This window comes from Bradyrhizobium cenepequi, from assembly GCF_020329485.1.
GTDB classification, from domain to species: domain Bacteria; phylum Pseudomonadota; class Alphaproteobacteria; order Rhizobiales; family Xanthobacteraceae; genus Bradyrhizobium; species Bradyrhizobium cenepequi.
Map to the genome: position 1 here is coordinate 63,719 of NZ_JAGKJI010000027.1, position 26,386 is coordinate 90,104.

Sequence of the window (26,386 nt, forward strand, 5' to 3'; positions counted from 1 at the left end):
GCCGCCGCAGGAGAAATGGTTAGTCGTGATGTCAGCGATCATCTGCAGCGATGGCGATAGACGGCGCTCCGCTCAGTGCCGCGCAATCCGCGAGCGCCGCATCAATGTTTGCGAACGGCGCTTCACCTCCCCTTGAAAAGGGGAGGTCGGCTTGCGCTTCAGCGCAAGCCGGGTGGGGATCCGGTCTCTCCACGAGCGCCAGCGCCCGTGGCTGACCCCCCATCCCGACCTTCCCCCTTTCAGGGGGAAGGAGAAGTTCGTAGCGCCGCGCTGGCGCGCTTGATGCCGACGATCGCAGGTAACGCCTCGACATCGGCCTTCGTGCCGGGCACGGCGCCGGTTGCGATCGGATCGGGCAGCGGCGCGCGGGCGGTAGCGTCGGGGAAACGGAGCTTCATGTCGCGGATGAAACCGTCGAGCGTGTCGACGCTGGCGGCCATCCTGGCAATCTGGGAGAATTCGGCGCTGTTGGCGGCGGCCGGTTTGGCTGCAATGTCGAACGCCGTCCGGTCGGCCTCGCCCAACATCAGCGGCGCATATTTCTCGCGGAAGCGCGTAAGCCCGATCGCATCCTCGGCGAGCGCATAGCCGATCACCGCACGGATGATGTCACCCTTCTCGGCCGCGTTCAGCGGCGTGAAGTCGCGCCAGCGGTCGCCATAATAAAGTTCGATCTGCTCGGAAGCTTCGCGCCACTGCCGCTGCGCCCAATAGATGTCGGAACGCAGCCTTATCGCCTCGCGGCCGGGAATGTTCGAGATGATGTCGAGCGCAAGGTCATGCCGACCGACATCGCTCTGTGCGCGCGCCTCGAGCAGCAGCCGCTGCTGGCGCAACTCGCCTGACAGATCGGAGATGCGGGTCAAGCGCAGCGCCGCGATTGCGCGCTCCGGCTTGCGGTTGGTGAGATAGACCATGGCAAGGCGTGCGGCGACTTGCGCGCGCGCTGCGCCCTCCAGCCGCTTGTCGACCTGGTACTGAAGGAGCTCGGCGGCCTGATCCAGGAGGTCGACGCCGACGAGGCGGTCTGCCAGGCGGCGGATCATCTCGTCGCCCCGGCGACCGATCGGCGTGAGCTCGCGATATTCGTAGAACATCGCGAGCGCATCGATCGGCGGGATGCTGTCGCCGGAGGGCCCAAGAAAAAGCTGGGCGAACAGCGCGGAAGCCGCATCCTGCGCTCGCCGCGATTCCGTCGAGTTCGGCCGCAGCTTGGTCGCGGCGCGGGTGGCCGCGAACGCCTCCGCATAGCGGCCGGTGTCGGAATAGATCTTCGCCAGGATTTGCAGCGTGCGCAATTCAATGCTGTCGCCGCGCCACATCACCGCGAGCAGTTCGAGTTCGCGCAGGATCTCTCCTTGCGCGATCTCGCCGCGCTTCTGCTTCAGGATGACTTCAAGCAGCTTGCCTTCGGCCGCGGCCTGCCGGTCAGGCGAGTTTGCGGCGAAACGATAGGCGTCGAGCGCATCCTTCTCATAGCCGAGCGCTTCGGCGAGGCGGCCGCGCAGAACCGCGGCGGCCGGCTTCAATTCCTTCGGCAGGCCGATCACTTCGAGCTCGCTGCGGCGGCGCGCGGCGCCGGCAAAATCCTTCACCTCGAGCGCGGCCTTCATTGACTCCAGCATGACGACGCGCTGCAGGTCCGGCGGCAGCGTCGCGACCGAGAACTCCGCGTTCTTGAATTTCTCCCGCGCATCCGTCCATTTGCCCTCGCGCGCAAGAGCGAGCCCCTTCCACAATTGGGAATCATAGCCGTTGCCGATCACCGGATTGGCGAGATCCTTGAGCGCGCGCTCAGGCCGGCCCATCATGATGCTGCTGGCGGCATGGATCATCAGCACGGACGGATCCTCGGCGCCGCGCTTGCTCTCCGACAGCATCAGGTTGGCGACGCCATGGGCTTCCTCGTACATGGCGTGCGCGACATAGAACTTGGCAAGGTTGAGCCGCGCCAGTGCGAGTTGCTCGGGCGAGGTGGTCGCCGCAGCGCTGGCCGCGATCAGTTCGTCGAGCCGCCTCAGGAAGTTCTCAGACTGGTTCTTCTTCCATTCCTCGGCATCGAACAGCGGCTTGACCGCGGCGGTGGCGCGTTCGGCGGCGACGTCGGCCGATGACAGCGTCAGTCCGCCCGGACGTCCCAGCACCACCTTGTCCGCGCCGAGCTCGGCCTTCACGTCGTCGGAGTTCGGATGCACCACGAGGCCGTGGACGGATTCAAGCAGCGATAGCTCGACGAAATCCTGCCGACGGATGAAGCCGCGCGCCGGCGGCGGCACGGTCACGACCCAGAGCATGTCGCCGGCGTCGGGATCGACCAGCCGGTGCAACTGTCCGGGATTGGCCAGGGGCACGCTGACATTGGCGAGCGTGGGATCGCTGACATTGCGCACCACCATCAACGGCTGCGGCGGCTTCTGCACCCGGTCGGCGAAGGTCACCGTCCAGCCTGTGCCGGAGGAACGGTCGTCAGCTTCCAGCGATGGCATCTGCGGGCGGTTGAGGCGGAATCGGATCGCCTGTCCCTTGTCCAGCGGAAAGCGGCTGACGTCGGAGATGATAGCGCCGGCCTTGTCGCGGATCGGCGCGACATCGACCGGCTCAAGGGAATCGAACACCAGCCACACCGCGTCGGCGCGGCGGAACAACGCCGAGGGCGTCGCCTTTGCGAAGGTGAACGTCACGCGGAACCCATCGCTGTCACGCTGCGCATCGACCTTCACCGGCTTTTCAGCGCGAGCATTCGGCAGCGGTTCAGCCGCAGCCTGTTTCGGCGCGGCGTGCGCAGGCGACAACGAAGCCTCGTTGGCGGGGGCTGCTGCGGACTTCGGCGGCTCGGCAGGCGCCGCTTGCACGAGAGGCGGAGCCGGAGGCGCCTCCTGCGCAACCTTTTCGGGCGCAGGCGCGGGTATCTCGGCGGCTGGGGTCTGCGCCTTCGCGGCCGCAGGCGCCGTGCTCTCGGGCGCTGCGGCGGGCTCTGCCTGCGGCGCATGTGCGCCCTGCTCCGGCTTGATGGCGATCTTGGCCTGCTCGGCGAACGTCTCTGACGTCACCGGCGCGATCGGCGCCGGCTGCTGCAGCGGCGCGGCCTGCCTGATCGCCTTGCCCTGCCCGGCCGCCACGGCGACCAGCGGCTTTGCCGGCGCGGGCGGAATGTTGGACGCGTGTCCATCCACCGCCGGCTTTTCCGGCTGCTGGAAGGCCACGTCGACGACATAATTCTTGTCCTCGCGGAAGGAACGCACGTCGACCTCGCCGATCAGGTTGATATCGACAGCGGAGGTGTCGGTGTCGGAGCGCTGGTTGATCGAGGCGACGTTCGGCGGCGCCGCCACCTTGGCATCCGCAAGGTCGAAGCTGAGCACGCTATTGAACAACAGCGTCAGCTTCTGCTCGTTCAGCACCGAGGACACGCTGACGCCGTCGGGAATCTCGAACACGAAGCGCACGAAGGTTGGCTGCACCGAGGCGCGCACGCGCACCGGCGGCTTTTTCTTGGCAGCGTCCGCCGCCCGCTGCGCGCGCAATGCGCGCTCGGCGGCACGGGCGCGCTCGGCCAGCTCGCGGATCACATCCGTGGGCAGCGGCGGCGGCGGTCCGGCCCAGCCGTCGGGCAGGAAATCGATGAATATCCGCTCGGCCGCGGTCATCGTGTTGATCGTCACCCGGCGCGACAGCGACAGGCGGATGGCCGTTCCGTCCGGATCGCGCCGTGCCATGCCGACATAATCGGGCACTGCATCCGCCAATTTCTCCACGGGGATATCGACCGGCCGCTTGAAGCGGATCACGACGATCGAGCCGGCCGTCGACACTTCGGTTTCGACGTCCTCGGCGAGCTTGAACACCAGCCGCGCAAAGCCGTTGGCCGCCGAGAACGTCGCCACGCCCTTGACCGGATCGTCGGCGCGCGCGGCGGAGGCAAGCATCAGCGAGATCAGGAGCGCGGCAAGCGGCAGTAGCCGGCCCAGGCAAAGATACGCCGCCCGCGCCATAGCGCGGCCATGCGACCCCAGTCCAGCGGCAGCCCGTCGCGCCATGCCAGTTACGTCTTTCAGCCCTCAAGCGTCGAAGCAGGCACGAATGCGCCGCCCCGCACCCGAATCTTGAATTGGCTCGCTTAAGGAGTTGTTAAATATCTAAATTAGGGATGATTTTGATTTGCGGATCTGAGGAGATTCCGATGCGTCCAGTGGGTCGGGCGATCCTGGTGATCGGCGCAATCCTGGTGGCGCTGCCTGCCCGGGCGCAGACCTATGATCCGCGTTACCCGATCTGCATGCAGGTCTTCAGCATTGACGGCCCAGCCATCGGGTGCGGCTATACATCGCTGGCTCAGTGCAAAGCGTCGGCGTCAGGCCGCGCAGCCGAATGCTTCGCCAACCCGTATTTCGCCGGCGCAGGCAAGAAGGCTCCGGCCAGAGGCCGTCGGCGGTAGGCAAATTCCCTGTTTGCGACGAGCGGCGGCGGTTTGTATTCGCCGCGTGCGGAAAGCAAGAAAGGGATGGCTATTAGGGCTTAAAGGGCGCATGCTGTTTCGGGGCAGCGCCTGCGCAGGCGCTTTCGTGAAAGGCATGCGCGCATGACCATCCGCTCCCGACGAGAAGTCGTCACCTTCAAACACCCGTTTCGGATCAGAGGTATCGACCGCCCGTTGGCCGCCGGCAACTACGAGGTCATCACCGACGAGGAGACGATCGAGGGCCTCTCGTTTGAGGCGTTCCGCCGCGTCGCCACCATGATAATCGTACCCGCGGAACACGGGCGCGGGTTGGCGATGGAAATGGTCTCGATCGGCTCTGTCGATCTCGCGGACGCGCAGCGTATCGATGCGAGCGCGTCTCATGACTGACAAGCCGCTTGACCTCGACAGCCATCGAGGCATGGCGGCGCAAAAAGCGACAGATATCCGTCGTGAGTTGGTAGAGATCGAGAGCCATGCGCTGGAATCGCGCGAGCGGCAGACTGCGCTCGAAAACGACCTCTTGTTGGTTGCCGCCGCGTCGTGGCCGGAAGCAGCTACCAAGGCGCGTTACATACTCGACCTTTATGCGGCGAGCCTGCCACCGGAAGATACCAGGCATCGCGATCTCGTCGCTGCGATTCTTGAGGATTTTGCACGGCTGACCGGGCAAGGAGGAGCACGATCGCCGTGCCGCTCTCAGGGAGTAGGTCACATGACGCTCAGGCAAAGCCGCTTCATCAGCTATGAATACGACAGGATGGTCGTCCTGTTCTCGATGCTCGACGGCCAGAAGGAGATCCCTTGCGCAGTCTCGACCTCTGCGATGGATGAACTGGAAGGCGTGGTGCGGGCGAAGGCGACCCAACGCGAAGCGCAATTCATGCGGCTTCGCGACCGCATCGAGGCCTGCGCCGACGGCAAATACCAGGCGACCGAGTTCGAGGGAACGCCGCCCGGTATCGTCCTGCGCAGCATCGATTTCCGAAAACCGCGATAGAACGTACGCTCACGACATATAGGAAAGTCCTGCTGTCCCGGTTAGCGACCGCGCTACATGTTCCAGACGACCGCGAGCGCGTGACGTACAAACGAACGTACGCGATCGATCGGGCGCATCAACATCCCTGCCCTAGGAGAGCGCAAAAGATTCTACGGGCATCGACCTAGCCATCGGATGGCTTACGTCTTATCTTGCTGGCATCACTGATCGTGAAGAAGGCTGCAGTGACTGAGAGACTGTGCCGCGCTCCCGCCACCAATAGGAGGGAGCCCCATGAGTTCCACAATCTATCCATTACATTTTGAACAAAAGTTCGAGCGCCGCTGGGCCTCCAGAATGGTTCGCGACGAGCCAAGACGCTCGCCCTCACACGGCACCAATACCTGCATCTGCGGACATCTCATTACCGCCCCCATCCGTTCGACCTATTCGCCCACCGGGGTTGTCAACAAGTGGCGGTGTTCCGCCTGCGGCAACCACTGGGAGACGATTGCTGATCCCGGTGCGGCCTCAACGAAGCCAAATCAATGAGCCATTGTGCAGCCTCTGCTCGGCAAGGGCTGCTCGACGGCGAGCTGAGGCTGCACGATAAGGAGCGGCTCTGATACACCGGCCAAACAGAGCAGCGGTCGCACGGTTGGCCTCGCAAGCAAGGAGGCTCCTATGAAGGGCAATATATTCAACAGCAAAGGTATTCACGTCGGCGTCGTAGTCGGTCGAGAAATTTTCGACCGCAACGGTACGAAGCTCTATGACCTCAAAGGGATCAACATCTACAGGCTATCCGGAGAGCTGGTTGGTCATCTGAGCGATGCGAGCGGTTCGGATAAGCGGCTCGATAAAGCGACAGACCGCTTGTTCGCCTAGCGACTCCGGGTACGGCCGCCTGTGGATGCACCAGAGCGCGCCCAGGCGCTGAGGTATGATCCGCATGAAGGTCGACAGCATCAACGGCCGCGCCATCGGGTGCGGCGATACATCGATGGCTCAGTGCAAAGCATCGGCGTCGGGCCACTTAGCCGAATGCTTCGCCAACCCGTTTCGCGGGCGCAGGCAGGAAGGCGCCGGCCAAGCCCCGTTACCAGCAGGCGAGTTCCCCGTCCCGTTTGCACAAACGGGCGAAGCCACAGATTGAACAACGTGCTACGCTCTACTCGCCATGGTTGATGTAAATCAATGGCGCTCTCCGTCATTTGCTTTGCATTCAGATGGTCATAGAGACGCAATAAAGTCGGCGGCCATAGAGGAGAACTGCAGATGAGTGATCTTGTCGTGATCGCATTTCCAACCGAGGCCAAGGCGGAAGAAGTTCGTCAGAAATTGCTGGCCATGCAGAAGGAGTACCTGATCGAACTCGGCGATGCCGTGATCGCGGTGAAGGACACCGAAGGCAAGCTGAAGCTGAACCAGCTCATCAACACCACGGCCGCCGGCGCTGTCTCTGGCGCTTTTTGGGGCACCCTGATTGGCCTGATCTTCCTGATGCCGCTGGCAGGAGCCGCGTTTGGCGCAGCTGGCGGCACGCTCGGCGGATATCTGACTGACGTCGGGATCAACGATAATTGGATGAAGGAGACGGCGGCTGCCATTCAGCCGGGAACCGCAGCCCTGTTCATTCTCGCGCGCAAGGTTACCGGAGACAAGGTGCTCGAAGGCCTCAAGGGCGAAGGCGGGACCGTGCTGAGGACGTCTCTCGACCATACCAAGGAAGAGGCGTTGCGCGCGGCCCTGGCCGGCGTGCAAGCGGCTGTTCCAGCCCAACCCTCACCGGGTGACTAACAAGCCTGGCTCGATGCGCGCGACCGAAGTCAGTTCAGCTTCGGCGCGAGCATCTTGCCCTCGATCTTGGGCAGGTCGGCGGTGGGCTGCAGCTTGTCGGGACTGGCGCGGCGGGCGAGTTCGACAGTGAGCCGCTCGGCTGCTTCGGGCTGCATCAGGCCGAGGATGTCGGCCATCTTGCGCGGCTGGATTTGGGAAGCGATCTCGTAGAGCACGCTCATTTCCAGCCGGTCGAAGACCTTTGCTGCGTCCTTCGGCTTCATGCCCTCATACATCGTGACGATGCCCTTGAAACGCGCGGCGTCGGCTTCAGCTTTCTGCGCCGCGGCGACGCTGTTCTTCGCGTCGGTGGCCTTGGCCTCCTCCACCTTCGCCTCGATGCGCTTCTCGGCCGCCTTCAACAGGCTTTCGCGGATCTCGATCTCTCTCGCGCGGGCATCGAGTTCCTGGCGGCGCTGCTGCAGCCGTTCCAGGATCGCGCGCTCGGAGGCCGAGATTTGCGGAGGCAGGTTCGGATTCACCACGACGCCATCCGGCTGCGGCGGCGGATCGACGGCAACGGGCGGCTCTTCCTTCTTCTCCTTGGTTTGCACGGAGCCGGTGATGTCGTTGGGGTCTCCCTTGTTCTTTCCTCCCGGGAAATTCAGCATCTCCTGCGCCCATGATGGCTTGGTCGACTGCGGATCGTAGTCGAATACATAGCCGCCATCGAGCACGAGGCCCGCGACCTTCAGCACCACAAGGCCGAAGATCGCGACCAGCACGACCGGGATGACACGGATGTCGCGGAACGCACTCATGCAGCCAAACCGCCCGCCCTTCTGCGTTCGGTGAAGGCTTCAGCAGCCGCCGCCACCGCCTTGGCCGGCGACATCTTCGGCGCTACTGGTGCGGATGCGGTTGCTGCGGCGGGCGCAGACTCCATCACCGGCCGTCCCGCCTGCAAGATCCTCGACAGCCGTCGGATCATGGCATCGGCCTCGGACAGATGGCCTTTCAGTTGCGCCGACATCTGCGTCGCCGCGGTGAGCTGGCTGCCGAGGTTCTCGTTGACGTCGCGCACGGTGTGCTTCAGCCCGCCGATCGCGCGCTCGGCGATTTCGGTTGCCGTAATCAGTTCGGCGATGGTGGCCTTCAGCGAGTGCTCGTCGGCCTTCAGCCGCTGCAGGCGCTTGTTGAGCAGCATGCAATAGCCGATCGTCAGCATCAGGAGCACCGCGACCAGACTTTCGATCGCAATTCCGAGGGAATGATTCAAACTATGCCTCCATCATCTTGGTCTGCTCGTCGGCCTTCTCGAACATCGCGAAGGTGGTATTCGGCTTGCGCAAATTCTTGCTGACGCGGATCGCGACGCGGTCGCCGACGCGGCCCATGCGGCCCTCGGTCAGGGTGACGTTGCCGCAGCGCACCGACACCAGCGAGTCCGCACGGATGTCGAGCGGCAACGTGTCGCCGACCTTCAGCTTCATCAGGTGCTTCAGCGGAATGTCGGCTTCATAGAGCACGGCTTCGACCGAGATCTCGGCCTGCGACACTTCGGTTGCGAAGTGTCCCTCCCAGATCGGGTCGCGGCCGAACTTTTCGCCCATGAACATCTGCAACAGCACGTTGCGGATTGGTTCGATGGTCGCATAGGGCAGCAGCAGTTCGATATTGCCGCCGCGATCCTCCATGTCGATGCGCAGGCGCACCAGGATCGCAGCGTTGGCGGGACGGCTGATCGCGGCAAAGCGCGGGTTGGTTTCGAGGCGGTCGATGCTGAATCTCACCGGCGACAGCGGCCGGAACGCCTGCTCGGCATCCGCCAGCACGACCTCGATCAGGCGCTTCACCAGGTTGGTCTCGATCGTGGTATACGGCCGGCCCTCGATGCGCAGCGAGGTCTGCCCTCTTCGGCCACCGAGCAGCACGTCGATCATCGAATAGATCAGGCTCGAATCGACCATGGCGAGGCCGAAATTCTCCCACTCCTCGGCCTTGAACACGCTCAAGACGGCAGGCAGCGGAATCGAGTTCATGTAGTCTCCGAAGCGCACCGAGGTGATGCGGTCGAGCGAGACTTCGACGTTGTCGGAAGTAAAGTTGCGCAGGGACGTCGTCATCAACCGCACCAGGCGGTCGAACACGATTTCCAGCATCGGCAGGCGTTCGTACGACACCATCGCGGAATCGATGATGGCGCGAATGCCAGAATGGTCGTCGAGATTGACGTCGCCCACGGTGAAGCCGAGCAGGTTGTCGATCTCTTCCTGCGAGAGGACTCGCTCGCCGCCGTTCTTGGTGCCAAAGTCGCGGCTGCCGTCCTCGACCATGGCCGCCCATTGCAGCGCCATGGTCTCCGACAATTCGTTCTTGGCAGCTTCTTCCGCGGCTGCCGCGGGATCCTCGGAATCGAGCGACGCCTCCCACTGGGCGGCGATCGCATCCTGGTCCATCTGGTCGGTGCCGGCCATCGCTATTGAACCACGATTTCCTTGAACAGCACCGCGTTCACCTGGTTGGGCGAGAGCGCCGCGTTGACGCGCTTGGTGAGTTCTTCCTTGAGGCGGAACAGGCCGGCCGAACCGTTGAGGTCGCTCGCGCGCAGTTCGCGCAGGTAAGTCTGGAACAAGTCGGTGACGCGCGGCAGCGACGGCTTGATCGCCTCGACCTGCTTTTCCTCCTTCACCTCCAGCACCAGCTTGACCTTCAGATACTGGATGCGCTCGCCGGGCGCGCCGACGAGGTTGACGAGCATGTCGGGCACTTCGACGAAGGCCGGCGGCTTCGGCGGCGGCGCTTCGGCATGCGCCTCCTCGCCATGGCCGCGCATGAAGAAGAACCAGCCGGCGCCTCCGCCAAGAATGGCGAGGAAGCCGACGGCGGCGATGATCAGCTTGAGCTTGCCCTTCTTCGAAGCGGCGGCCTCGCCCTCGGCGCCGCCCTCCGCCTTGTCCTCGTCCGCCATCGCCCGCCCGCTTCAAAGAGATCGGAGACGAACGCGATTTGCCCCAGCCAAGCCCTTCAAGAACGCAATACCAATGCCGCCAGCGCACGCGCGCTCTAATACGCCGCAACGCTAGGGTAAGAATGGTTAACGGTTTCTTTCAATTGCCGCTCAACTAGGAAAAAACTGCCGGGCAAACATGGTCAACAAGACCTTTCTGCCGCCCTCTCCGCCCCCGGGCTGGACACCTAACCTCCTCAAAGATCGTCACTTTCCGACTTGGCACGGCTTTCGCTGAAGACAATGCGAACCGGCGGGTTTGGGAGAACCCAAAGGTTCACGAGGTCCGAGGGTGCGAGGTTTGGGAGAGCCTCTTCCCAAGGGACCGTCCACGAAGGGGAGAACCGCCGATGCAGAACACGCTTCTGGTCGGACTATCGCGGCAGGTTGTGCTGGAACGGCAGATGGATGTCGTCGCCAACAACATCGCGAACATCACGACGAACGGCTACAAGGCCGACCGCTCGCTGTTCCAGGAATTCCTGAGGTCCGGCGCGCACGAGGACAATTTTGCCCCCTCCGACCGCCGCGTCTCCTTCGTCCAGGACCGCGCCACCTTCCACGACTTCTCGCAAGGACCGACGCAGGAGACCAAGAACCCGCTCGACGTCGCGATCGACGGCTCGGGCTTCCTCGTGGTGCAGACGCCCGAAGGCGAGCGCTACACCCGCGACGGCAATCTGACGGTCAACAACCAGGGTCAGCTCGTCACCCAGTCCGGTTATCCCGTGCTCGGCAATGCCGGCCCGATCGTGTTCCAGCAGACCGACAAGGACATCAGCATCGCCGCCGACGGCTACGTCACCGTGCTCGAAGGCACCGGCCGCATCGACTCCATCCGCGGCAAGCTGCGCGTGGTCAATTTCGCGCAGCCGCAGCAGCTCCTGAAGGAAGGCAACAACCTCTATTCGGCCGGCGAAGGCAACCCGGCCGCGCCCGATACCACCTCGCGGCTGCGCCAGGGCTTCATCGAGAAGTCCAACGTCAGTTCCGTCACCGAGATGAGCCGCATGATCGAGATCACGCGGACCTACACCCAGATCTCCGCGCTGCTGCAGCAGCAGAGCGATTTGCACAAATCGGCGATCGACAAGCTCGCCGATGTGCCCGCCTGATAGAGGAGTTTGATTGATGCGCGCTCTCTACACTGCAGCGACCGGCATGGCGGCACAGGAACTCAACGTTCAGGTGATCTCCAACAACATCGCGAACCTGCGCACCACCGGCTACAAGAAGCAACGCGCCGCGTTCCAGGACCTGATCTACGACCACGTGCGCCGCGTCGGCTCGCAGGCCTCCGACCAGGGCACGATCCTGCCCGTCGGCATCGACCTCGGCGGCGGCGTCAAGACCGTCGGCACGCCGCGCCTGATGGGCCAGGGCACGCTGTCGCCAACCGGCAACGATCTCGACGTTGCGATCCGCGGCGAGGGTTTCTTCAAGATCCAGATGCCCGACGGCACTTACACCTACACTCGCGACGGCTCGTTCATGATGGACCAGCAGGGCCGCATCGTGACCGCCCAGGGCAACCCGGTGCAGCCGACCATCACCATCCCGCAGAACTCGTCGCAGCTGACGATCAACGCGCAGGGCCAGGTGACGGTGATCCTGCCGGGCTCGACCACGCCGACCCTGGTCGGCCAGATCGGGCTGACACGCTTCATCAACAAGGCCGGCCTGCAGCCGATCGGCGACAATCTGTTCGTCGACACGCCGGCCTCCGGCACGCCGCAGGACGGCGTCGCCAACACCGACGGGTTCGGCGACATGCAGCAGTCCAACCTCGAACAGGCCAATGTCGAGGTGGTCTCGGAAATCTCCGACCTGATCGCCGCCCAGCGCGCCTATGAGATGAACGCCAAGGTGATCAGCGCCGCCGACCAGATGCTGCAATCCACCTCAAACCTGTTCCGCTGAGGGGAGAGTGACCATGTTCGCCCGCTCGCTTCTCCTCGCCGCGCTGCTCTTTTCGGCGTCCGCCTCCAATGCAGTCGCGCAGAACGGCAGCGACGTCATCGCGCCGCCGACGCTGCGCGCCAACGTCACCATTACCAGCGACATCGTCCGCATCGGCGACCTCGTCGACAACGCCGGCAGCTTCGGCGCCACGCCGATCTACCGCGCACCCGACCTCGGCACCACGGGCACGCTGCCGGTTGTGCAAGTGCTCGCCACGCTGCGCACCCATCAGGTGATCGGCGTCGACACCCGCGACCTCAAGGAGATTTCGGTGACGCGCGCTGCGCGCGCGATCGAGCGGCACGAGATCGAGCTTGCGGTCGCCCGCACGCTGGAGCGCCGCAACGGCCTTGGTGAGGCCGCCAATCTCACCATCAACTTCGACCGCGACGTTGGCGATATCAGGCTGGAAGCCACCAATTCCGGCAATCTGCAGCCGATCGCCCTCCGCTACGATCCGCGCAACAACTGCTTCGACATCACGTTCGAGATCGCGAACGAGACCGGCGCCGCGCCGACCAGGCTGCGCTTCACCGGCACCGCGATCGAAACCGTCGAAGCCGCCGTGCTGGCGCGCAGTGTCGAGCGCGGCGAAGTGCTGAAACATTCGGACGTGCTGCTCGAGCGCCGCCCGAAGGCCGAGGTCGGCGCCGACCTCGCCGTCCGCGCCAATACCGTCGGCATGCAGGCCCGTCGCCAGCTCCGCGCCGGACAGGCGCTGAAGACCGCCGATCTCGTCAGGCCTGATCTCGTCACCCGCGACCAGAGCGTGACGCTGATCTATCAGGCCGCCGGGCTCTATCTCACGATCCGCGGCAAGGCGCTCGAGGGCGGCACCGAAGGCGATGTCGTCAGCGTGATGAACCTGCAGTCCAAGCGCGTCGTCTCCGGCGTCGTCACCGGCCGCGGCCAGGTCTCGATCACGCCGCCGCGCGCCGCACCTGCCCTTGAACCCACCGCCTCGCTCGCGCCCGCCGAGCAGGCGAGCCCGGTCGCCGTTGCCAACGTCAGTTCAGTCGCCCCGAAAGCCGAGTAACCGTGATGTCCGCTTACCGTATCAACCGCCTTGTCCTCACCGGCGCCCTGCTCACGCTCGGCATCCTCGCCAGCGGTTGCTCCTCGATCGACCGCCTCTCCCAGATCGGCGAACAGCCGAAGCTGACCGCGATCGAAAATCCGACCACGCAGCCCGGCTACAAGCCGGTGCAGATGCCGATGCCGAAGCCGGAAGTGGCCTCCTACAGCCCGAACTCGCTGTGGCGCAACGGCTCCAGAGCCTTCTTCAAGGACCAGCGCGCCGCGCGCGTCGGCGACCTGCTGACGGTGACGGTCAACTTCACCGACAGGGCCGCGATCGCCAACGAGACCCAGCGCAGCCGCACCAGCAAGGAAGATTCGGGGGTCACCGACTTCGTCGGCGCGCAAACGATCACGCAGGCGCAAAAAATCCTGCCGGGCCGCATTCTCACCACCGACTCGACCTCCTCGAGCGACGGCAAGGGCTCGGTGAACCGCCAGGAAGCCTTGCAGACCAGCGTCGCCACGGTGGTCACGCAGATCCTGCCGAACGGCAACCTCGTGGTCGAAGGCAAGCAGGAGATCCGCGTCAACTACGAAATCCGCGAACTGATCGTCGCGGGCATCGTGCGGCCCGAGGACATCCAGAGCGACAACACCATCGATTCAAGCAAGATCGCCCAGGCCCGTATCGCCTATGGCGGCCGCGGCCAGATCACCGACGTCCAACAGCCCCGCTACGGCCAGCAGGTGATGGATGTGCTGCTCCCGTTCTGACGCTTTCAAACCAGCTCCCACACTTCACTTGCGAACCTAGACGCAATGAAGTGTACCAACGTGGCCCTCGCTAGCTCCCCTGGCGAGGGCTGCGGCTTTTTTGGCTGCCGTCACTTCACCTCTCCCGCTTGCGGGAGAGGTCGGCGCACCCGGATCGGTGCTTCGCGCCGTCCGAGTACAGGCTCCGCGCCGGGCTCTCTCCCCACGGCTGATCCGATCGTGGAGACACCCTCACCCCAACCCTCTCCCGCAAGCGGCGCAAGCGGGAGAGGGAGCGCAGCGTCCATCGCGGATGCAAGCTCACCCTTCTCATCGCTTTGGTGTAGAATTGTAGGATGCCAGGCAAAATGAGCGTTCGGCCTCACCCGGTGCAACGCGTCTTGCTGGGCGTCGCCTTGGCCATCCTGTGCTGGCCGTCGCCGGCTTCCGCCGACCCGAGCATTGCGCTCACGCCGGCGACCATGGCGCGCATTGGTTCGATCGACGCGCGTTTTCAATCCTACAATGTCGAGATGGTCGAGGTGACCGGCGGTCACTTCTGGCGGCCCTATGCCGATCAGGGCAAACCTTCGAAGGCGGATGGCGTTCCCGCCGGCAGGGATCCCGCGATGTACGCCTATCGGAGGCCGATCGATCTCGCCAATCCACGCCTGCGCAAGCTTGCCGCGGCGCTGGGGCCGGCCTATTTGCGCGTGAGCGGCACCTGGGCCAACACCACTTATTTCAACGACACCGATGACAGCGCGCGGTCGCCGCCGCCGGGCTTCAACGGCGTGCTGACACACAGCCAATGGAAAGGCGTCATCGACTTTGCCCGCGCGGTGGACGCAAGGCTCGTGACCTCCTTTGCGACGGGCGCAGGCACGCGCAACGGCAGCAGCGTTTGGACGCCCGTGCAGGCGGAAAAGCTGATCGCGGCGACGCAAGCGCTCGGGGGCAATATCGCTGCGGCCGAATTCATGAACGAGCCAGACCTCGCCGCCATGGGCGGCGCTCCGGCCGGCTATGACGCCGCGAGCTTCGGACGCGACATTGCCGTGTTCGCGCGGTTCCTCAACCATGCCTCAGCGCAGACGATGCTACTTGGTCCAGGCACCGTGAGCACAGGCGGATCAGGCGATGCGGTCGGCAGTGAGAAGCTCTTGGCAGCAGCCGGGCCCGTGTTCGACGCGATCTCGTTCCACTATTACGGAGCGCTCTCGCCACGTTGCAGCAAGACGATGCCATCGGCTGCGGTGCGCGACAGCAAGGCGCTTTCGCAAGACTGGTTGTCCGGCATCGACCGTATGGCGTCCTTCTACGCAAACTTGCGCGACCGGTTCGCGCCCGGGAAGCCGCTGTGGATCACGGAAACGGCGGATGCCGCCTGCGGCGGCAATCCCTGGAGCTCGACCTTCCTCGATAGCTTTCGTTATCTCGACACGCTCGGGCGCATGGCCAAGCGCCAGGTGAAAGTCGTCATGCACAACACGCTCGCCGCCAGCGACTACGGCCTCTTGGAGGAGAAAGACTTCACGCCGCGCCCGAACTACTGGACGGCATTGCTTTGGCGAAAACTGATGGGCACGGCCGTCCTCGATGCCGGCTCGGCGGCGGTGCCGGGATTATATCTCTACGCGCATTGCCTGCGGGGCAAACCAGGCGGCGTGGCGCTGCTTGCCATCAATACCGATCGGGCGGCGTCGCGGTCGCTCGCGCTTTCCGGACCGGCACGACGCTATACCCTGACCGCAGCCAATCTCACCAGCGCGCGCGTACGCCTGAATGGCCGCGAGATGAAGCTCGCTGCGGATGATCAATTGCCTGTGCTGGAAGGCGAGGTGGTCACGGCGTCACGCATCGAGCTGGCTCCGACCAGCATCACATTTCTCTCGATCGTGGACGCGGCCAATCCCGCCTGCAGATAGGGCCGGAGACGCCGAGCACCTTTGCATCGGAAGCATAGCCCGGGAAACTACGTACAGCATGTCAGACGAAGGCTAGCGCAGATCACGTTTCGAAGAACTGTGATGATGCAAGTCCAAGCGCTGGCACGAACTCTGCATAAACCGATTAACCGGGTATTCCCCTATCAACCGAAGGTCACAATGCTTGTCACGCTTGTCGCTATTCTCTGCAACGGCCCGCTTTGTCTTGAAAGGGTCGTCACCAACAGTGAGCAATCCGGCATCACCATGACTGCCTGCAGTGTAAATGCGCAAATCGGCATCGCGGACTGGCTCTCAAAGGGGCCGTATCACGCGTGGAAGCTGAAGAGCTACAAATGCGTCATGGGCAAGTACATGCCCAAGAACGAAGCATGAGAGCGTGACGCGTGAGGCATGCCGCTCCTCCAGTGAGGAACAGCCGCTTTGAAGCGATCTGATCCACGCGATCTCGCGACAACTTTGCACGGGCTCTTTCACGCGCCATTAACCCTCGCGTCCTAGCTCGCTGGAAGTTGGCGGCGTCGCGCTCTAGGTAGTGCGCAACGCAAATTCTCTCGTTACGGGTGTGTTCGATGATCAGGGATGGCGAGTATGCCGTTTGGTTTCGGACGCCGCACGGTGAAGGCACCGGGATCGTCCATCTTGCACATGGCAGGATCTCGGGCCGCGACTGCATATTCACCTATAGCGGCACTTACGAGGTCGACGAAGACAGGTTCACCGCAACGCTGACGACCAAGCGCTACGCCGAAGGTCCGACTACCGTGTTCGGTGTCGACGAGGTTGAGGCAAAGCTGACCGGAGTCTTCAAGGGCTCGACCGCGGTGTGCTCAGGCACCGCGGAGCAAGCGCCGGGCGTGCGTTTCGAGGCCAACCTTTTTCCCAGGCTGGAGCCGCCGCCGGAGCGCGGCATCAAGCGCGGCGTCACCAGGCTGCCGCAAAGCCAGACCGACCACTACCGCCCAGTCAAGCCATTCACGGTGGGATAATCAACCTGTCTTGCCATTCATCTGGTGACGGCTGAGATGACGCTGGTGGCCCGCATGCCGTTCGATGAACGCGTGTCGCGCCAGCGGCCAATCGTTACGACAATTCACGTGAGCAGGAAATCTTCGCCGGGCAGAACTTGCCCATCCGCCGTCGAACTGTCCTGACGATCGCTCTATCTCGTTGAAATAGCTCGCGCACATGATGGCACGCAGATTGCGTTTTGCACTTCGTCACGGATGGGGTGCGACGTGCAGATATCGACGACGATTTCCTCCTACAGCCTTGTCACCGCGGGCACGAAGAACACCGCCCCGAAAAACGTCTCGAGCGCAGAGGATCAAGCTTCCACTCAGCCCGCTCAGAAAACATCCCTCGGCAACGATATCGAGCAGGAGTTCCTCAAATACGCCCACATGAACCCGATGGAGCGGATGCGTGCGAACATCCTGAAGAGCATGGGGCTGACCGAAGCCGACCTGCAAAACATGACGCCGCAACAGCGCCAGGCCGTGGAGCAAAAGATCAAGGACCTCATCGAGCAGGAATTCCACAAGAACGCGGACAAGAAGGGCCAGCTGGTCGACGTATCGGCGTAGTCCGCTCGCTCGCGCCACAACCAACATCGGTGGTTATGGGTCGCTGCTCTTGCAGGGATGACGTAAAGTAGGATGGGTAGAGCGCAGCGAAACCCATCATTCGCGCCGCCTGCTCCATCGCGATGGGTTTCGCTGCGCTCTACCCATCCTACCGACGTCAAGAATTAGCGCGGGCGGTGCCATGAGCGGCTTGCGCACCCTACCGCATCACGCGAACGTGGCCTTCACCTTGCCCAGTCCGGCGAGCTCCATCACGACGCTGTCGCCGGCATTGAGCCATATCGTCTTCACCAGGCTGCCCGTCAGCACGATCTGGCCGGCATGCAGGCCTTTGCCTTCGCCGGCGAGATGATTGGCGAGCCAGGCAAGCGCGTGATGGGGATGGCCGAGCACGTCAGCGCCGGTACCGCTGGCCGCCTCCTCGCCATTGATGAGCGCGCGCCCTTTGACGTCGCGCAGATCGGGCGCGGTGATGCGTTTCACTGCGGTGCCAAGCACGCAGCCGGCGGCGAAGAAGTCGTCCGCGATCAGCGTCGGCGCGCCCATCGTCTCCCATTTCGCATAGCGATCGTCGACGATCTCGATCGCGGGTTGATACTCCGCGATCGCCTCTGCCACCCATTCGGCGGTGAACGGCGCCTCGCCCGGCGCCAGATCGCGCGCCAGCTTGACCGCGATCTCGCATTCGACGCCGACGCGGACGTAGTCGGCCATCTTGAGCTCGGCGCCGCTCTCATGCACGCCCTTCTCGAACACGCCGCCGCCGCAAGGATGATCGATGCCGAGATATTCCTGCATCACCGCACTGGTGCAGCCGATCTTGTAGCCGACGAGCGCGCCGACCTTCGGCAGCAGGAGGTCATGCACCGCACGCTGGACCTGATAGCCCTCCTCCTCGTCGGTCGGCACGAGATCCACCGGCAGCGCCGCCAGTGGCGCGCGGTTACGGCGAGCGGTGGCGATGGCCTTTGCGGCCGCTGCGGTCCTGTCCATGGCCACCTCCCAGATTGCATCGTCGAGATGGCAATTCAGCACTCTGGCGCGCGCTTGACAAGCGCGTCACTTACGCGCTCACGCCTTGACAAGGCCGAGCCTGATCAGGCTTTCGGCGGTCGCAAGGATCGCCTCGTCATCGCCGCGGGGCATCCAGCCGAGCCTTTCGCGAGCCTTCGCGCTGGTGGAGCGGCGGACCTTGCCGAGCATCGGCACGGCATAGCGCAGCACGGGAACACCCATTGCGGCCAGCCGCACTACCCAATCCGGCGCCTGGAAGCGCGGCACCCGCCGGGTGGCAGAACCTAGCTCGCGCCGCAGGAGATTTGCGATACCGAGCATCGACATCGGGTCTCCGGCAACCGCGATGAAGCGCTCGCCGCGCGCCGCAGGCGAGGTCATCGCGCGCAGATGCAGGTCCGCCACGTCGCGCACGTCGACCACGGCGAAATAGATCCGCGGCACCGCCGGCATCGCGCCATTGAGCAGCATCTTGATGATGTCGATCGAGCCGGAGAAATCCGGCCCAAGGACAGGCCCGAACACGCCGACCGGATTGATCACGGACAGCTCCAATCCGCCGCCCTCTTTCGCGATGAAATCCCAGGCCGCGCGCTCGGCCAGCGTCTTCGACTTGACGTAGGCGAAGACGTCGTCGCCGTTGAGGTCGGTCCAGTTCGTCTCGTCAAACGGCTGCGCCTGCGGCGGGTGGCCGTAGCCGATCGCCCCCATCGAGGACGTGATGACGACGCGCTTGACGCCGGCATCGCGCGCGGCGCGCAGCACCCGCAAGGTTCCGTCCCGTGCCGGAACGATCATTTCGTTCTCGTCCTTCGGCACATTGCTGCTGAGCGGTGACGCGACATGCAGCACGTAATCGCAACCGGCGACGGCCTCGCGCCAGCCAGCGTCCGCGGTAAGATCGGCGGTGACGAACGATACGTGCTCAGGCGATGGCGCATTGCCCTCCTGCAGCATCGCGAGCACATCCTTGTTGCGTTCCGGCCGGCGCACCGTGGTGCGCACCTGATGACCCGCGACCAGCAACTGCAGGATGGTGTGCACCCCGATGAAGCCCGATCCGCCCGTAACCAAAACGGTGCTCATCCGACAAAGCCCTTCCTCGATCTCCGGCTGCGGCGCGGAAACTGGTTTTCGCCGGCCTGCAATATCCGCATCTGGGCCACTATCTGCGAGTGGACAAGTAGGATGAAATTCGAGACCGGTATGGAAAACAATACCATGTCGCCTTGCGATTCCGCTGAATGCGCAGGCTGCGCGCCCGACCCGGCCCTGCTCGACGATTTCAAGCACGCCATTCATGCGCTCGGCGGCAAATGGAAGCTCGAAATCCTTTTCGCGCTGATGAACGGGGCGATACGCTTCGGCGTGCTGCGCCGTTCGCTCGGCGGCATCACCCAGCACATGCTGACCGCGCAATTGCGCGAGCTCGAACGCGACGGTCTCGTCCTGCGCACCGTGCTTGCCGAAAAGCCGCTGCGGGTGGAATATGAATTGACAGACGCCGCCTACGGTCTCTTGCCGGCGTTTCGGGAATTGCTCGCCTGGTCGAAGGCCTATGGCGCACGCGGCCACGCCGCCGTGCGCGAAGCGACACTCGGCGCCGAACTCGCCTGAATGTCGCTTCGCAGCTTGACGCTACCCCGTCATTCCCAGCGCCTGCCGGATCGCGATCTCGACCGCCGAATAGGCGCCGTCGGAACGCGTAAGCCGATAGGGCTCCGCCAATGGCAGCGCCGGCTGCGCCATGAAGCGCGGTAGCTTGCCCTCGTGCCGCTGCGCGGCGTGAACCAGGAAGGGATGGCAGAGATAGACCGTACCGGCCGCTCCTGTCGCGAGCACAATCGGACAATCGGCGCCCATCTCGTCCAGCACCATCCGGGCACGGCCGGCTTCGCCCGCAGGTGCAAGATAGCGCGCCATCGGCAGGTGCGAGCCGATCCTGATGCGCGTCGGCGCGTCCTGTTCGCCGATATCGGAGAACAGGAACAGCATCAGCAATGCGCGCCCGCGCGAGGTGACATTGACGCGCCAGGCGGAGAAATCCCGCTGCTCGTTCGGATCGCAATCCTCGCCGGGAAAGCTGAGGTCGACGTGCCAGCCGGCGTCGCCGGGATCGTCAGGATGCGGAAAGCGCACCGGAAAGGTCCCGATATCCTGTCGCGGCCACCAGCGGCCTTGCCCGACGATCTGGTCGAGCGCCGCACGCAGGACCGGCGAGTTGATTGCCTGCCGGAACGGTGGCTGGCCATAGAAGCCCAGTCGTACGACCGGGCGTATCCATGTCGCCGGCTCGTGTTCGCGGCACGGCAGGTCACGCCACAGGATGGTGCGCGCCTCCTCCGCAAGCTCGCGCGGAAATGCGTCGTCGAGCCTGACAAAGCCACGTTCGATGAATTGGGCAATTTGCGCGTCGCTGAGCGAACGCGCGCGTTCGTGGTCGGTCATGATGATCTCTCAAGCTGGCGCCGGACGTCATCGCGCTGCACCATGCAGCGACGGTCCGGCTCAATCGGTCGGGTGGAATGCCGCAAGCAGCGGCGGCTGGGATCAGCGACCCAGCAAGAAGACCGAAGCGATATTGAGAATTGATTTCATCATGGCGGCGCCAAACTACCTCCGCCGGATGGCGGTTTCAATGGCACCGCCGCGAGCCCAGCCCTACTCGTCGCGATAGACTTTTTCGCGCTTCTCGTGGCGTTCCTGGGCCTCGACCGAGAGCGTTGCGATCGGACGAGCCTCGAGCCGCTTGAGGGAGATCGGCTCGCCGGTCTCCTCGCAATAGCCGTAGGTGTTGTCCTCGATGCGCTGCAGTGCGGCATCGATCTTGGAGATCAGCTTGCGCTGCCGGTCACGGGCACGCAGCTCGATCGCACGGTCGGTCTCGGAGGAGGCACGGTCGGCAAGGTCGGGGTGGTTGACGTTCTCTTCCTGCAAGGTCTGCAGGGTGAGTTTCGATTCGCGGAGGATCTCGTCCTTCCAGGCCAGCAGCTTGGCGCGGAAATATTCGCGCTGACGCTCGTTCATGAAAGGCTCTTTTTCAGAAGGCCGGTAGTTCTTCAGCTTTTCCAAAGGCAGTCCATGTCCCTGTCAGGCGGACCGACATGGGGTCGGCCGCGCGGCGCCTTATATAGCTACCTCATGTGACAGACAATATCGGCGCAGCCGCTTGGGACGGCCATTTCCGCGCCCTTGCACAGGCAAGTTGGCCCCGCCGAGCCGGGACCGGCCGCCCCGGTCGCCCGGCATGAGCAATCCCGAGAATGAAGGGGCCGGATCAGCCCTTTTTGCTGAGGGGACGGGAATTAAATCCGCGCCCACCAGACCGGGCGATTCGCTGTCGAGGCAATCGACCTTAGGCTTGCCCGGCCTTGGCGAGCTCGACTTCGACGCGGAGCTCGATCTCGGACAGGACGGCATCGAGGCCGGGATCGCCGGACGAGGATTTCAGGCTGGCGGCGGCATCCCGCAGCCGCGCGACGGTTGCGGTTCCCAGATTGCCGGCCAGCAGGCCGATCTTGAGTTCGTCGAGCACATCGAGCGCGCCGCGGCCCCGCGCGACCGAGCGCTTGCGGCGTTCCACGGGGTCCTCGACACCCTGCAGCGCGAGCAGCGCGTCGATATTGGCAGCGGCCTTCGGCGCGGCGCCGGAGCGGACCTCGCCCGCTTCCGTCGAGGGTTCCGGCAGCGAGAAACTGGTCGAGCTGGAGCGCCGCGTGCTGCTCGCGGGCGTTCCAAGGGTAGTGCCGTTCGGTCCTGAGATGCGCATCGTCGATGATCCCGCGGGCGTGCTGGGCGGAACCTTCGCCCCCTCATGGTTAATGGTCCGTAAACGACCCGGCAAAATCTGCCGCCGGCCGGCAGTTTCGACTCCGCCGGAAAACGGAGCGCGAATGGCGCCCGCACAATTTCACTAAAGATATCAAATATTTGATTCGCCGCCCTACCATGGCACAGCGCTCGCATAGTGAACATGCGGATCGCGGCTATGGGAGTGGCGTGCCGGTCCGATCAAAGACCTCGAGGGGAGCACAGGGATGCCCGGCATCCGTTCGGCACACTATTTCGCAGCCGCCTGCGCCGCGTGGCTCGTGCTCGCGCTGACCGCTTGGCCCGCCGGCGCGACATCGCGGATCAAGGACCTCGCCAATATCGAGGGCGTGCGGCAGAACCAGTTGATCGGCTACGGCCTCGTGGTCGGACTCAACGGCACCGGCGATACGCTCAACAACATCCCCTTCACCAAGCAATCGCTGCAGGCGATGCTGGAACGCATGGGCGTCAACATCCGCGGCGCCACCATCCGCACCGGCAACGTCGCCGCCGTGATGGTCACCGGCAATCTGCCACCCTTCGGCACCCAGGGCACGCGGATGGACGTCACCGTCTCCGCGCTCGGCGACGCCAAGGACCTCCGTGGCGGCACTCTGCTTGTCACCCCCCTGCTCGGCGCCGACGGCAATGTCTATGCGGTGGCGCAGGGTTCGCTCGCGATCTCCGGGTTCCAGGCCGAAGGCGAAGCCGCCAAGATCGTGCGCGGCGTGCCGACCGTGGGCCGCATCGCCAACGGCGCGATCATCGAGCGCGAGATCGAGTTCACGCTCAACCGCCTGCCCAATGTCCGGCTGGCGCTGCGCAACGCCGACTTCACCACCGCCAAGCGCATTGCGGCGGCGGTGAACGATTTCCTCGGGGTGAAGACTGCCGAGCCGATCGATCCCTCGACCGTCCAGCTCAACATCCCGGCAGAGTTCAAGGGCAACGTCGTCGCCTTCCTGACCGAGATCGAGCAGTTGCAGGTCGAACCGGATCTCGCCGCGAAGATCGTGATCGACGAGCGCTCCGGCATCATCGTGATGGGCCGCGACGTTCGCGTCGCCACCGTGGCGGTCGCGCAGGGCAATCTCACGGTGTCGATCTCCGAGACCCCGCAAGTGAGCCAGCCCAATCCGCTGTCGCGGGGACGGACGGTGGTGACGCCGCGATCGAGCGTGCAGGTCACCGAAGACGGCAAGAAATTCGCGGTGGTGAAGGACGGCATCTCACTGCAGCAACTCGTCGATGGACTGAACGGGCTCGGGATCGGCCCGCGCGACCTGATCAGCATCCTGCAGGCGATCAAGGCCGCCGGCGCGATCCAGGCCGACATCGAGGTGATGTGATGCAGAGCGGATTTGTCGACGCCGTCACCAATCCCTATCGGGCGCCGCGCGGCAACGGCCGCAACGATCCGCAACTCGCGGAAGCGCTGACGAAGGTCTCGCCGGAAATGCAGGCGAAGGCCCGCGCGAAGGCGCAGGATTTCGAGGCGCTGTTCCTCAATTCGATGTTTTCGCAGATGACCAGCGGCATCAAGGGCGAAGGTCCGTTTGGCGATACGCCCGGCACCGGCGTGTGGCGTTCGATGCTGACGGAAGAATATTCGAAATCGTTCGCGAAATCCGGCGGCGTCGGCATTTCCAACGAAGTGTTCCGCACGCTGATCCTGCAGCAGGCAGGCGGCGCCAGCTAAGCCTTAAGGAGAACCGGACAACATGAACCAGCGTCTTCAATCGCGGCCGGCGCCGGCGCAAGCCGTCAAGCCAGCAAGCGCAACGCCTGCCGAAATCCGCAAGCTCGCGGAAGACCTGATGGACGTGATGAGCGCACTGCTCGGCATCGTCGAGCGCGAGACCGAACTGGTGCGTGCCGGCAAGGTACGCGAAGCGATGCAATTGGAAACGCAGAAATCGGAATTGTCGCGCCGCTACATGGTTACGATCGAGAATGTGAAGGCTGCGCAGAAGCAGCTATCGCAGACGGTGCCTGATCTCTTGAACACCCTGCGCCGCCATCACGACACCTTCCGCGCCATGCTGCAGGTGAATCTGACCGTTCTCGCCACCGCGCATGCGGTGTCGGAAGGCATCGTGCGCGGCGTCAACAGCGAGCTCCAGCGCCGCAACATGCCGAACACTTATACTGCCGCCGGCCGGCGCGCCGCACCGGGACCGCGCCACATCACGCCGCTCGCGGTCAGCCGGTCGCTCTAACGCTTTCACTAAAATTGTCGCGCCCCCGTAAGCGCGGCATTCAGTGCGTTCCCTAACAACCTATTGAGAGGTGTGGCCTATAGTTGCGGTTTATGGAGGGTTGGGATTTGACTCGAAGCATTAGCTAGTGCGCAGGCACTAGGAGGCTGTGATGAGTACAGATTTCAGCATCAAGCCGGTCGGGGTACCGGTCGCGGCGCCGATCACCGCTCCCGTTAGCGAGGCGGCGCAGAACGCCGTCCGAACCGATCTGCCGCCGAGCCAGAGCGTCACCGCGGCGGACGCAGGCGCGCGCGCCCGCATCAATTCCAATGTCGTCAACGCTTCCATTTCCAATCAAGTCATTATCGATCGCGACGCCGCGTCCGTCGTCTATCAGGTCGTAGACAACCGCACGAGCCAGGTGGTGAGGCAGTTTCCCGAGGAGGCCGTGCTGCGCCGCCGCGCCTATTTCCGCACGCTCGACCTGACCAAGGAAGCGCCGACGCGTCTCGGCGCCACCGACCGCAGGGCCTGACGTTCAACCCTGGCGCTGCGCGTAGGCCTGGTCGAGATAGGTCGCCCCCGTCGCGGGATCGGTGACGACATTCTTGATCAGCGCCGTGCCGATCGAGGTCAGCGTGAACTTGGCATCGCCGACCCGAAACGACTGATCCTTGATCAGGACTTCCTGGTACTTGCTGGTGCCCTCGCTCTGATAGTGCACCTTGGCGCGGAAACCCGTGACGTTCGTGACAGAGATCTTGAACGACTTGTTGTTGGCATATTTGCCGGTCCAGCTGCCCTCATAGAGCGCGGGATCAACAGCTACGTAAGGCGTCTTGGAGGGAATGTTCAGCCCGACGGCCTTATAGTTGGCCGCCAGGATGCTCATCATATCGGCCATCTCAGCCGCTCCACCCAGCTTAGCCGCGGCCGGCGAGGCCGGCGGCGAGGTTGCAGTTGATGTCGATCAGCGACTTCAGCTTCGCCGGGTCTGGATTGATCTGCATCTCGACGGTCTGCTTCATCACGAACACGCCGATATTGGTGATGTTCTGGCGCACTTCGAGCGGCTGCGGATTGTCATTAGCCTGCGCGGCGCTCATGAAGATCGACCACAAGCGGCGATTGAACAGCAGCGCGTTCTGCATCGCCTTGTCGGGCCCATTCCAGTTCACCTGGACTTCCTGAAGCTGTCGTGCAGCCTTTAACAGCGCCTGCGCTTCGATTTCACGGGGGGACGCCGTGGTGGTTGACGTACGTGCGTAGGCCTGAGCTGCATTCGACATTCACGAACCTCGGTGGGGAGCGGTCTGCAGGACCGCGGGACCTCGAAAATTGCCCAACTTTCATACGGACCGTGCCTTTAAATATGGTTAGCAGCGGTTACCAAATGTGTCTGTTTTCCGGCGAAAGCCCGGCCGCCGCGCCTTAACCAAAAACGAAGGCGGCGGGGTTTCCCCCCGCCGTCTTGCGCCGTTCTTGATCTGGTGAAGCTACGCTTAGCGAAGCAGCTGGAGCACGCTCTGCTGGCTCTGGTTGGCGAGCGCCAGTGCCGATACCGCGATCGACTGGCGGGTCGACAGCGCCTGGCTGTTGGCCGCTTCCTCGTTGGTGTCGGCCAGCGTCAGGTTGGACGAGCCGGTCTGCAGCACGTTGATCAGGTTCTTGGAGAAGTCCTGACGGATCTGCACGATCGACAGGTTCGAACCGAAGGCCGAAGCCTGCGAGCGCAGCGTGCTCGACGCGTCGTTCAGCGCGGTGAGAACCTTCTGGGTGCTGTCGTTGTCGATGAAGTCGGTCCCGGCAGTCAATGACGCCAGACCCAGGCCAGCCGGATCGTCGGTCACGCCGTTGA

The 26,386-nt window shown here is 63.9% G+C and carries 33 protein-coding genes and 1 pseudogene; 21 read left to right on the top strand and 13 right to left on the bottom strand.

Annotated elements, in window-relative coordinates:
• Positions 1–239: 239 nt before the first annotated feature.
• Positions 240–4,037 (bottom strand): tetratricopeptide repeat protein, encoded by a 3,798-nt coding sequence (locus J6497_RS25430; RefSeq protein WP_225707021.1) that lies wholly within the window; start codon positions 4,035–4,037, stop codon positions 240–242.
• 143 nt (positions 4,038–4,180) lie between these two features.
• Between J6497_RS25430 and J6497_RS25435 the strand changes: the two genes are divergently transcribed.
• The 8 genes and pseudogenes from J6497_RS25435 to J6497_RS25470 all read left to right on the top strand — a co-directional run bounded on the left by J6497_RS25435 (position 4,181) and on the right by J6497_RS25470 (position 7,241).
• Positions 4,181–4,435 carry a DUF3551 domain-containing protein gene (locus J6497_RS25435; RefSeq protein ID WP_225707022.1) on the top strand — a complete coding sequence of 85 codons (255 nt, stop codon included), beginning with the start codon at positions 4,181–4,183 and terminating at the stop codon, positions 4,433–4,435.
• Between the two features lie 144 nt (positions 4,436–4,579).
• Complete coding sequence (locus J6497_RS25440) at positions 4,580–4,849, top strand: hypothetical protein (RefSeq protein WP_225707023.1); 270 nt, start codon at positions 4,580–4,582, stop codon at positions 4,847–4,849.
• Positions 4,842–5,132, top strand: a pseudogene (locus tag J6497_RS25445) (hypothetical protein); the annotation flags it as partial. The gene J6497_RS25440 and the pseudogene J6497_RS25445, both read left to right, overlap by 8 nt.
• Before the next feature lie 42 nt (positions 5,133–5,174).
• The gene (locus J6497_RS25450; protein WP_225707052.1) at positions 5,175–5,459 is read left to right on the top strand and encodes a DUF1488 family protein; all 285 of its coding nucleotides are present in this window, start codon (positions 5,175–5,177) and stop codon (positions 5,457–5,459) included.
• A 276-nt stretch (positions 5,460–5,735) separates the two neighbouring features.
• Positions 5,736–5,993: a hypothetical protein gene (locus J6497_RS25455; RefSeq protein WP_225707024.1), complete on the top strand. Its 258-nt coding sequence runs from the start codon at positions 5,736–5,738 to the stop codon at positions 5,991–5,993.
• 132 nt (positions 5,994–6,125) lie between these two features.
• A complete protein-coding gene (locus tag J6497_RS25460) occupies positions 6,126–6,329 on the top strand; it encodes a hypothetical protein (protein ID WP_225707025.1) in 204 nt (67 codons plus the stop codon).
• Positions 6,330–6,393: 64 nt separating this feature from the next.
• Positions 6,394–6,597 (top strand): DUF3551 domain-containing protein, encoded by a 204-nt coding sequence (locus J6497_RS42060; protein WP_225707053.1) that lies wholly within the window; start codon positions 6,394–6,396, stop codon positions 6,595–6,597.
• Between the two features lie 122 nt (positions 6,598–6,719).
• On the top strand, positions 6,720–7,241 hold the full coding sequence (locus J6497_RS25470; protein ID WP_225707026.1) for a DUF1269 domain-containing protein: 522 nt from the start codon (positions 6,720–6,722) through the stop codon (positions 7,239–7,241).
• 29 nt (positions 7,242–7,270) lie between these two features.
• Here the strand turns inward: J6497_RS25470 and J6497_RS25475 are convergent, their stop codons facing one another.
• The 4 genes from J6497_RS25475 to fliL are packed head-to-tail and all read right to left on the bottom strand — an operon-like array spanning position 7,271 to position 10,191.
• Positions 7,271–8,041: a MotE family protein gene (locus J6497_RS25475; RefSeq protein ID WP_225707027.1), complete on the bottom strand. Its 771-nt coding sequence runs from the start codon at positions 8,039–8,041 to the stop codon at positions 7,271–7,273.
• Entirely contained in the window at positions 8,038–8,499 is a 462-nt protein-coding gene (locus tag J6497_RS25480) for a DUF6468 domain-containing protein (RefSeq protein ID WP_225707028.1), read from the bottom strand. The genes J6497_RS25475 and J6497_RS25480 overlap by 4 nt, the downstream gene beginning before the upstream one ends.
• 1 nt (position 8,500) lies before the next feature.
• Complete coding sequence (fliM, locus tag J6497_RS25485) at positions 8,501–9,697, bottom strand: flagellar motor switch protein FliM (RefSeq protein ID WP_225707029.1); 1,197 nt, start codon at positions 9,695–9,697, stop codon at positions 8,501–8,503.
• Between the two features lie 2 nt (positions 9,698–9,699).
• Positions 9,700–10,191, bottom strand: coding sequence for a flagellar basal body-associated protein FliL (fliL, locus tag J6497_RS25490; protein ID WP_225707030.1), 492 nt, complete (start codon positions 10,189–10,191; stop codon positions 9,700–9,702).
• Positions 10,192–10,580: 389 nt separating this feature from the next.
• Between fliL and flgF the strand changes: the two genes are divergently transcribed.
• The 8 genes from flgF to J6497_RS25530 all read left to right on the top strand — a co-directional run bounded on the left by flgF (position 10,581) and on the right by J6497_RS25530 (position 17,500).
• A complete protein-coding gene (gene flgF / locus J6497_RS25495; RefSeq protein WP_225707031.1) occupies positions 10,581–11,345 on the top strand; it encodes a flagellar basal-body rod protein FlgF in 765 nt (254 codons plus the stop codon).
• Between the two features lie 16 nt (positions 11,346–11,361).
• Positions 11,362–12,150 (top strand): flagellar basal-body rod protein FlgG, encoded by a 789-nt coding sequence (gene flgG, locus J6497_RS25500; RefSeq protein WP_225707032.1) that lies wholly within the window; start codon positions 11,362–11,364, stop codon positions 12,148–12,150.
• Positions 12,151–12,163: 13 nt separating this feature from the next.
• Positions 12,164–13,228, top strand: coding sequence for a flagellar basal body P-ring formation chaperone FlgA (gene flgA, locus J6497_RS25505; RefSeq protein WP_225707033.1), 1,065 nt, complete (start codon positions 12,164–12,166; stop codon positions 13,226–13,228).
• Positions 13,229–13,233: 5 nt separating this feature from the next.
• Complete coding sequence (gene flgH, locus J6497_RS25510) at positions 13,234–13,986, top strand: flagellar basal body L-ring protein FlgH (RefSeq protein WP_225707034.1); 753 nt, start codon at positions 13,234–13,236, stop codon at positions 13,984–13,986.
• Positions 13,987–14,333: 347 nt separating this feature from the next.
• Complete coding sequence (locus J6497_RS25515) at positions 14,334–15,893, top strand: glycosyl hydrolase family 79 N-terminal domain-containing protein (protein WP_225707035.1); 1,560 nt, start codon at positions 14,334–14,336, stop codon at positions 15,891–15,893.
• A gap of 102 nt (positions 15,894–15,995) precedes the next feature.
• A complete protein-coding gene (locus J6497_RS25520) occupies positions 15,996–16,289 on the top strand; it encodes a hypothetical protein (protein ID WP_225707036.1) in 294 nt (97 codons plus the stop codon).
• Positions 16,290–16,486: 197 nt separating this feature from the next.
• On the top strand, positions 16,487–16,903 hold the full coding sequence (locus tag J6497_RS25525; RefSeq protein ID WP_225707037.1) for a DUF4628 domain-containing protein: 417 nt from the start codon (positions 16,487–16,489) through the stop codon (positions 16,901–16,903).
• 249 nt (positions 16,904–17,152) lie between these two features.
• Entirely contained in the window at positions 17,153–17,500 is a 348-nt protein-coding gene (locus J6497_RS25530) for a hypothetical protein (RefSeq protein ID WP_225707038.1), read from the top strand.
• Positions 17,501–17,707: 207 nt separating this feature from the next.
• On the opposite strand, the gene J6497_RS25535 is transcribed toward J6497_RS25530, so the two are convergent.
• Together J6497_RS25535 and J6497_RS25540 are read right to left on the bottom strand one after the other, a co-directional pair.
• Entirely contained in the window at positions 17,708–18,493 is a 786-nt protein-coding gene (locus J6497_RS25535; RefSeq protein ID WP_225707039.1) for a 2-keto-4-pentenoate hydratase, read from the bottom strand.
• 78 nt (positions 18,494–18,571) lie between these two features.
• The gene (locus J6497_RS25540; RefSeq protein WP_225707040.1) at positions 18,572–19,600 is read right to left on the bottom strand and encodes an SDR family oxidoreductase; all 1,029 of its coding nucleotides are present in this window, start codon (positions 19,598–19,600) and stop codon (positions 18,572–18,574) included.
• Positions 19,601–19,702: 102 nt separating this feature from the next.
• Here J6497_RS25540 and J6497_RS25545 point away from each other — a divergent pair, with 102 nt between their 5' ends.
• Positions 19,703–20,131, top strand: a complete 429-nt coding sequence (locus J6497_RS25545) for a winged helix-turn-helix transcriptional regulator (protein WP_225707041.1) — start codon at positions 19,703–19,705, stop codon at positions 20,129–20,131.
• A gap of 21 nt (positions 20,132–20,152) precedes the next feature.
• Here the strand turns inward: J6497_RS25545 and J6497_RS25550 are convergent, their stop codons facing one another.
• From J6497_RS25550 to J6497_RS25560, 3 genes are all read right to left on the bottom strand, one after another.
• On the bottom strand, positions 20,153–20,962 hold the full coding sequence (locus J6497_RS25550; RefSeq protein ID WP_225707042.1) for a phytanoyl-CoA dioxygenase family protein: 810 nt from the start codon (positions 20,960–20,962) through the stop codon (positions 20,153–20,155).
• A gap of 213 nt (positions 20,963–21,175) precedes the next feature.
• Positions 21,176–21,541: an RNA polymerase-binding protein DksA gene (dksA, locus tag J6497_RS25555; protein ID WP_208829158.1), complete on the bottom strand. Its 366-nt coding sequence runs from the start codon at positions 21,539–21,541 to the stop codon at positions 21,176–21,178.
• Between the two features lie 328 nt (positions 21,542–21,869).
• Positions 21,870–22,283: a flagellar assembly protein FliX gene (locus J6497_RS25560; RefSeq protein WP_225707043.1), complete on the bottom strand. Its 414-nt coding sequence runs from the start codon at positions 22,281–22,283 to the stop codon at positions 21,870–21,872.
• A 268-nt stretch (positions 22,284–22,551) separates the two neighbouring features.
• On the opposite strand from J6497_RS25560, the gene J6497_RS25565 reads away from it, so the two are divergent.
• The 4 genes from J6497_RS25565 (at position 22,552) to J6497_RS25580 (ending at position 25,063) form a co-directional block, all read left to right on the top strand.
• Entirely contained in the window at positions 22,552–23,676 is a 1,125-nt protein-coding gene (locus tag J6497_RS25565) for a flagellar basal body P-ring protein FlgI (RefSeq protein ID WP_225707044.1), read from the top strand.
• Positions 23,676–24,026 carry a flagellar assembly peptidoglycan hydrolase FlgJ gene (gene flgJ, locus J6497_RS25570; RefSeq protein ID WP_225707045.1) on the top strand — a complete coding sequence of 117 codons (351 nt, stop codon included), beginning with the start codon at positions 23,676–23,678 and terminating at the stop codon, positions 24,024–24,026. The genes J6497_RS25565 and flgJ overlap by 1 nt, the downstream gene beginning before the upstream one ends.
• 22 nt (positions 24,027–24,048) lie before the next feature.
• Positions 24,049–24,546 carry a hypothetical protein gene (locus J6497_RS25575; RefSeq protein WP_225707046.1) on the top strand — a complete coding sequence of 166 codons (498 nt, stop codon included), beginning with the start codon at positions 24,049–24,051 and terminating at the stop codon, positions 24,544–24,546.
• Between the two features lie 151 nt (positions 24,547–24,697).
• Positions 24,698–25,063 carry a flagellar protein FlaG gene (locus tag J6497_RS25580; RefSeq protein ID WP_225707047.1) on the top strand — a complete coding sequence of 122 codons (366 nt, stop codon included), beginning with the start codon at positions 24,698–24,700 and terminating at the stop codon, positions 25,061–25,063.
• Between the two features lie 3 nt (positions 25,064–25,066).
• Here J6497_RS25580 and J6497_RS25585 read toward each other — a convergent pair whose 3' ends face one another.
• The 3 genes from J6497_RS25585 to J6497_RS25595 form a co-directional block, all read right to left on the bottom strand.
• Positions 25,067–25,432 carry a hypothetical protein gene (locus tag J6497_RS25585; RefSeq protein WP_225707048.1) on the bottom strand — a complete coding sequence of 122 codons (366 nt, stop codon included), beginning with the start codon at positions 25,430–25,432 and terminating at the stop codon, positions 25,067–25,069.
• Between the two features lie 19 nt (positions 25,433–25,451).
• Positions 25,452–25,817: a flagellar biosynthesis regulator FlaF gene (gene flaF, locus J6497_RS25590; protein ID WP_225707049.1), complete on the bottom strand. Its 366-nt coding sequence runs from the start codon at positions 25,815–25,817 to the stop codon at positions 25,452–25,454.
• Between the two features lie 213 nt (positions 25,818–26,030).
• The coding region (locus J6497_RS25595) for a flagellin (RefSeq protein ID WP_283844991.1) at positions 26,031–26,386 on the bottom strand (356 nt) is incomplete at its 5' end.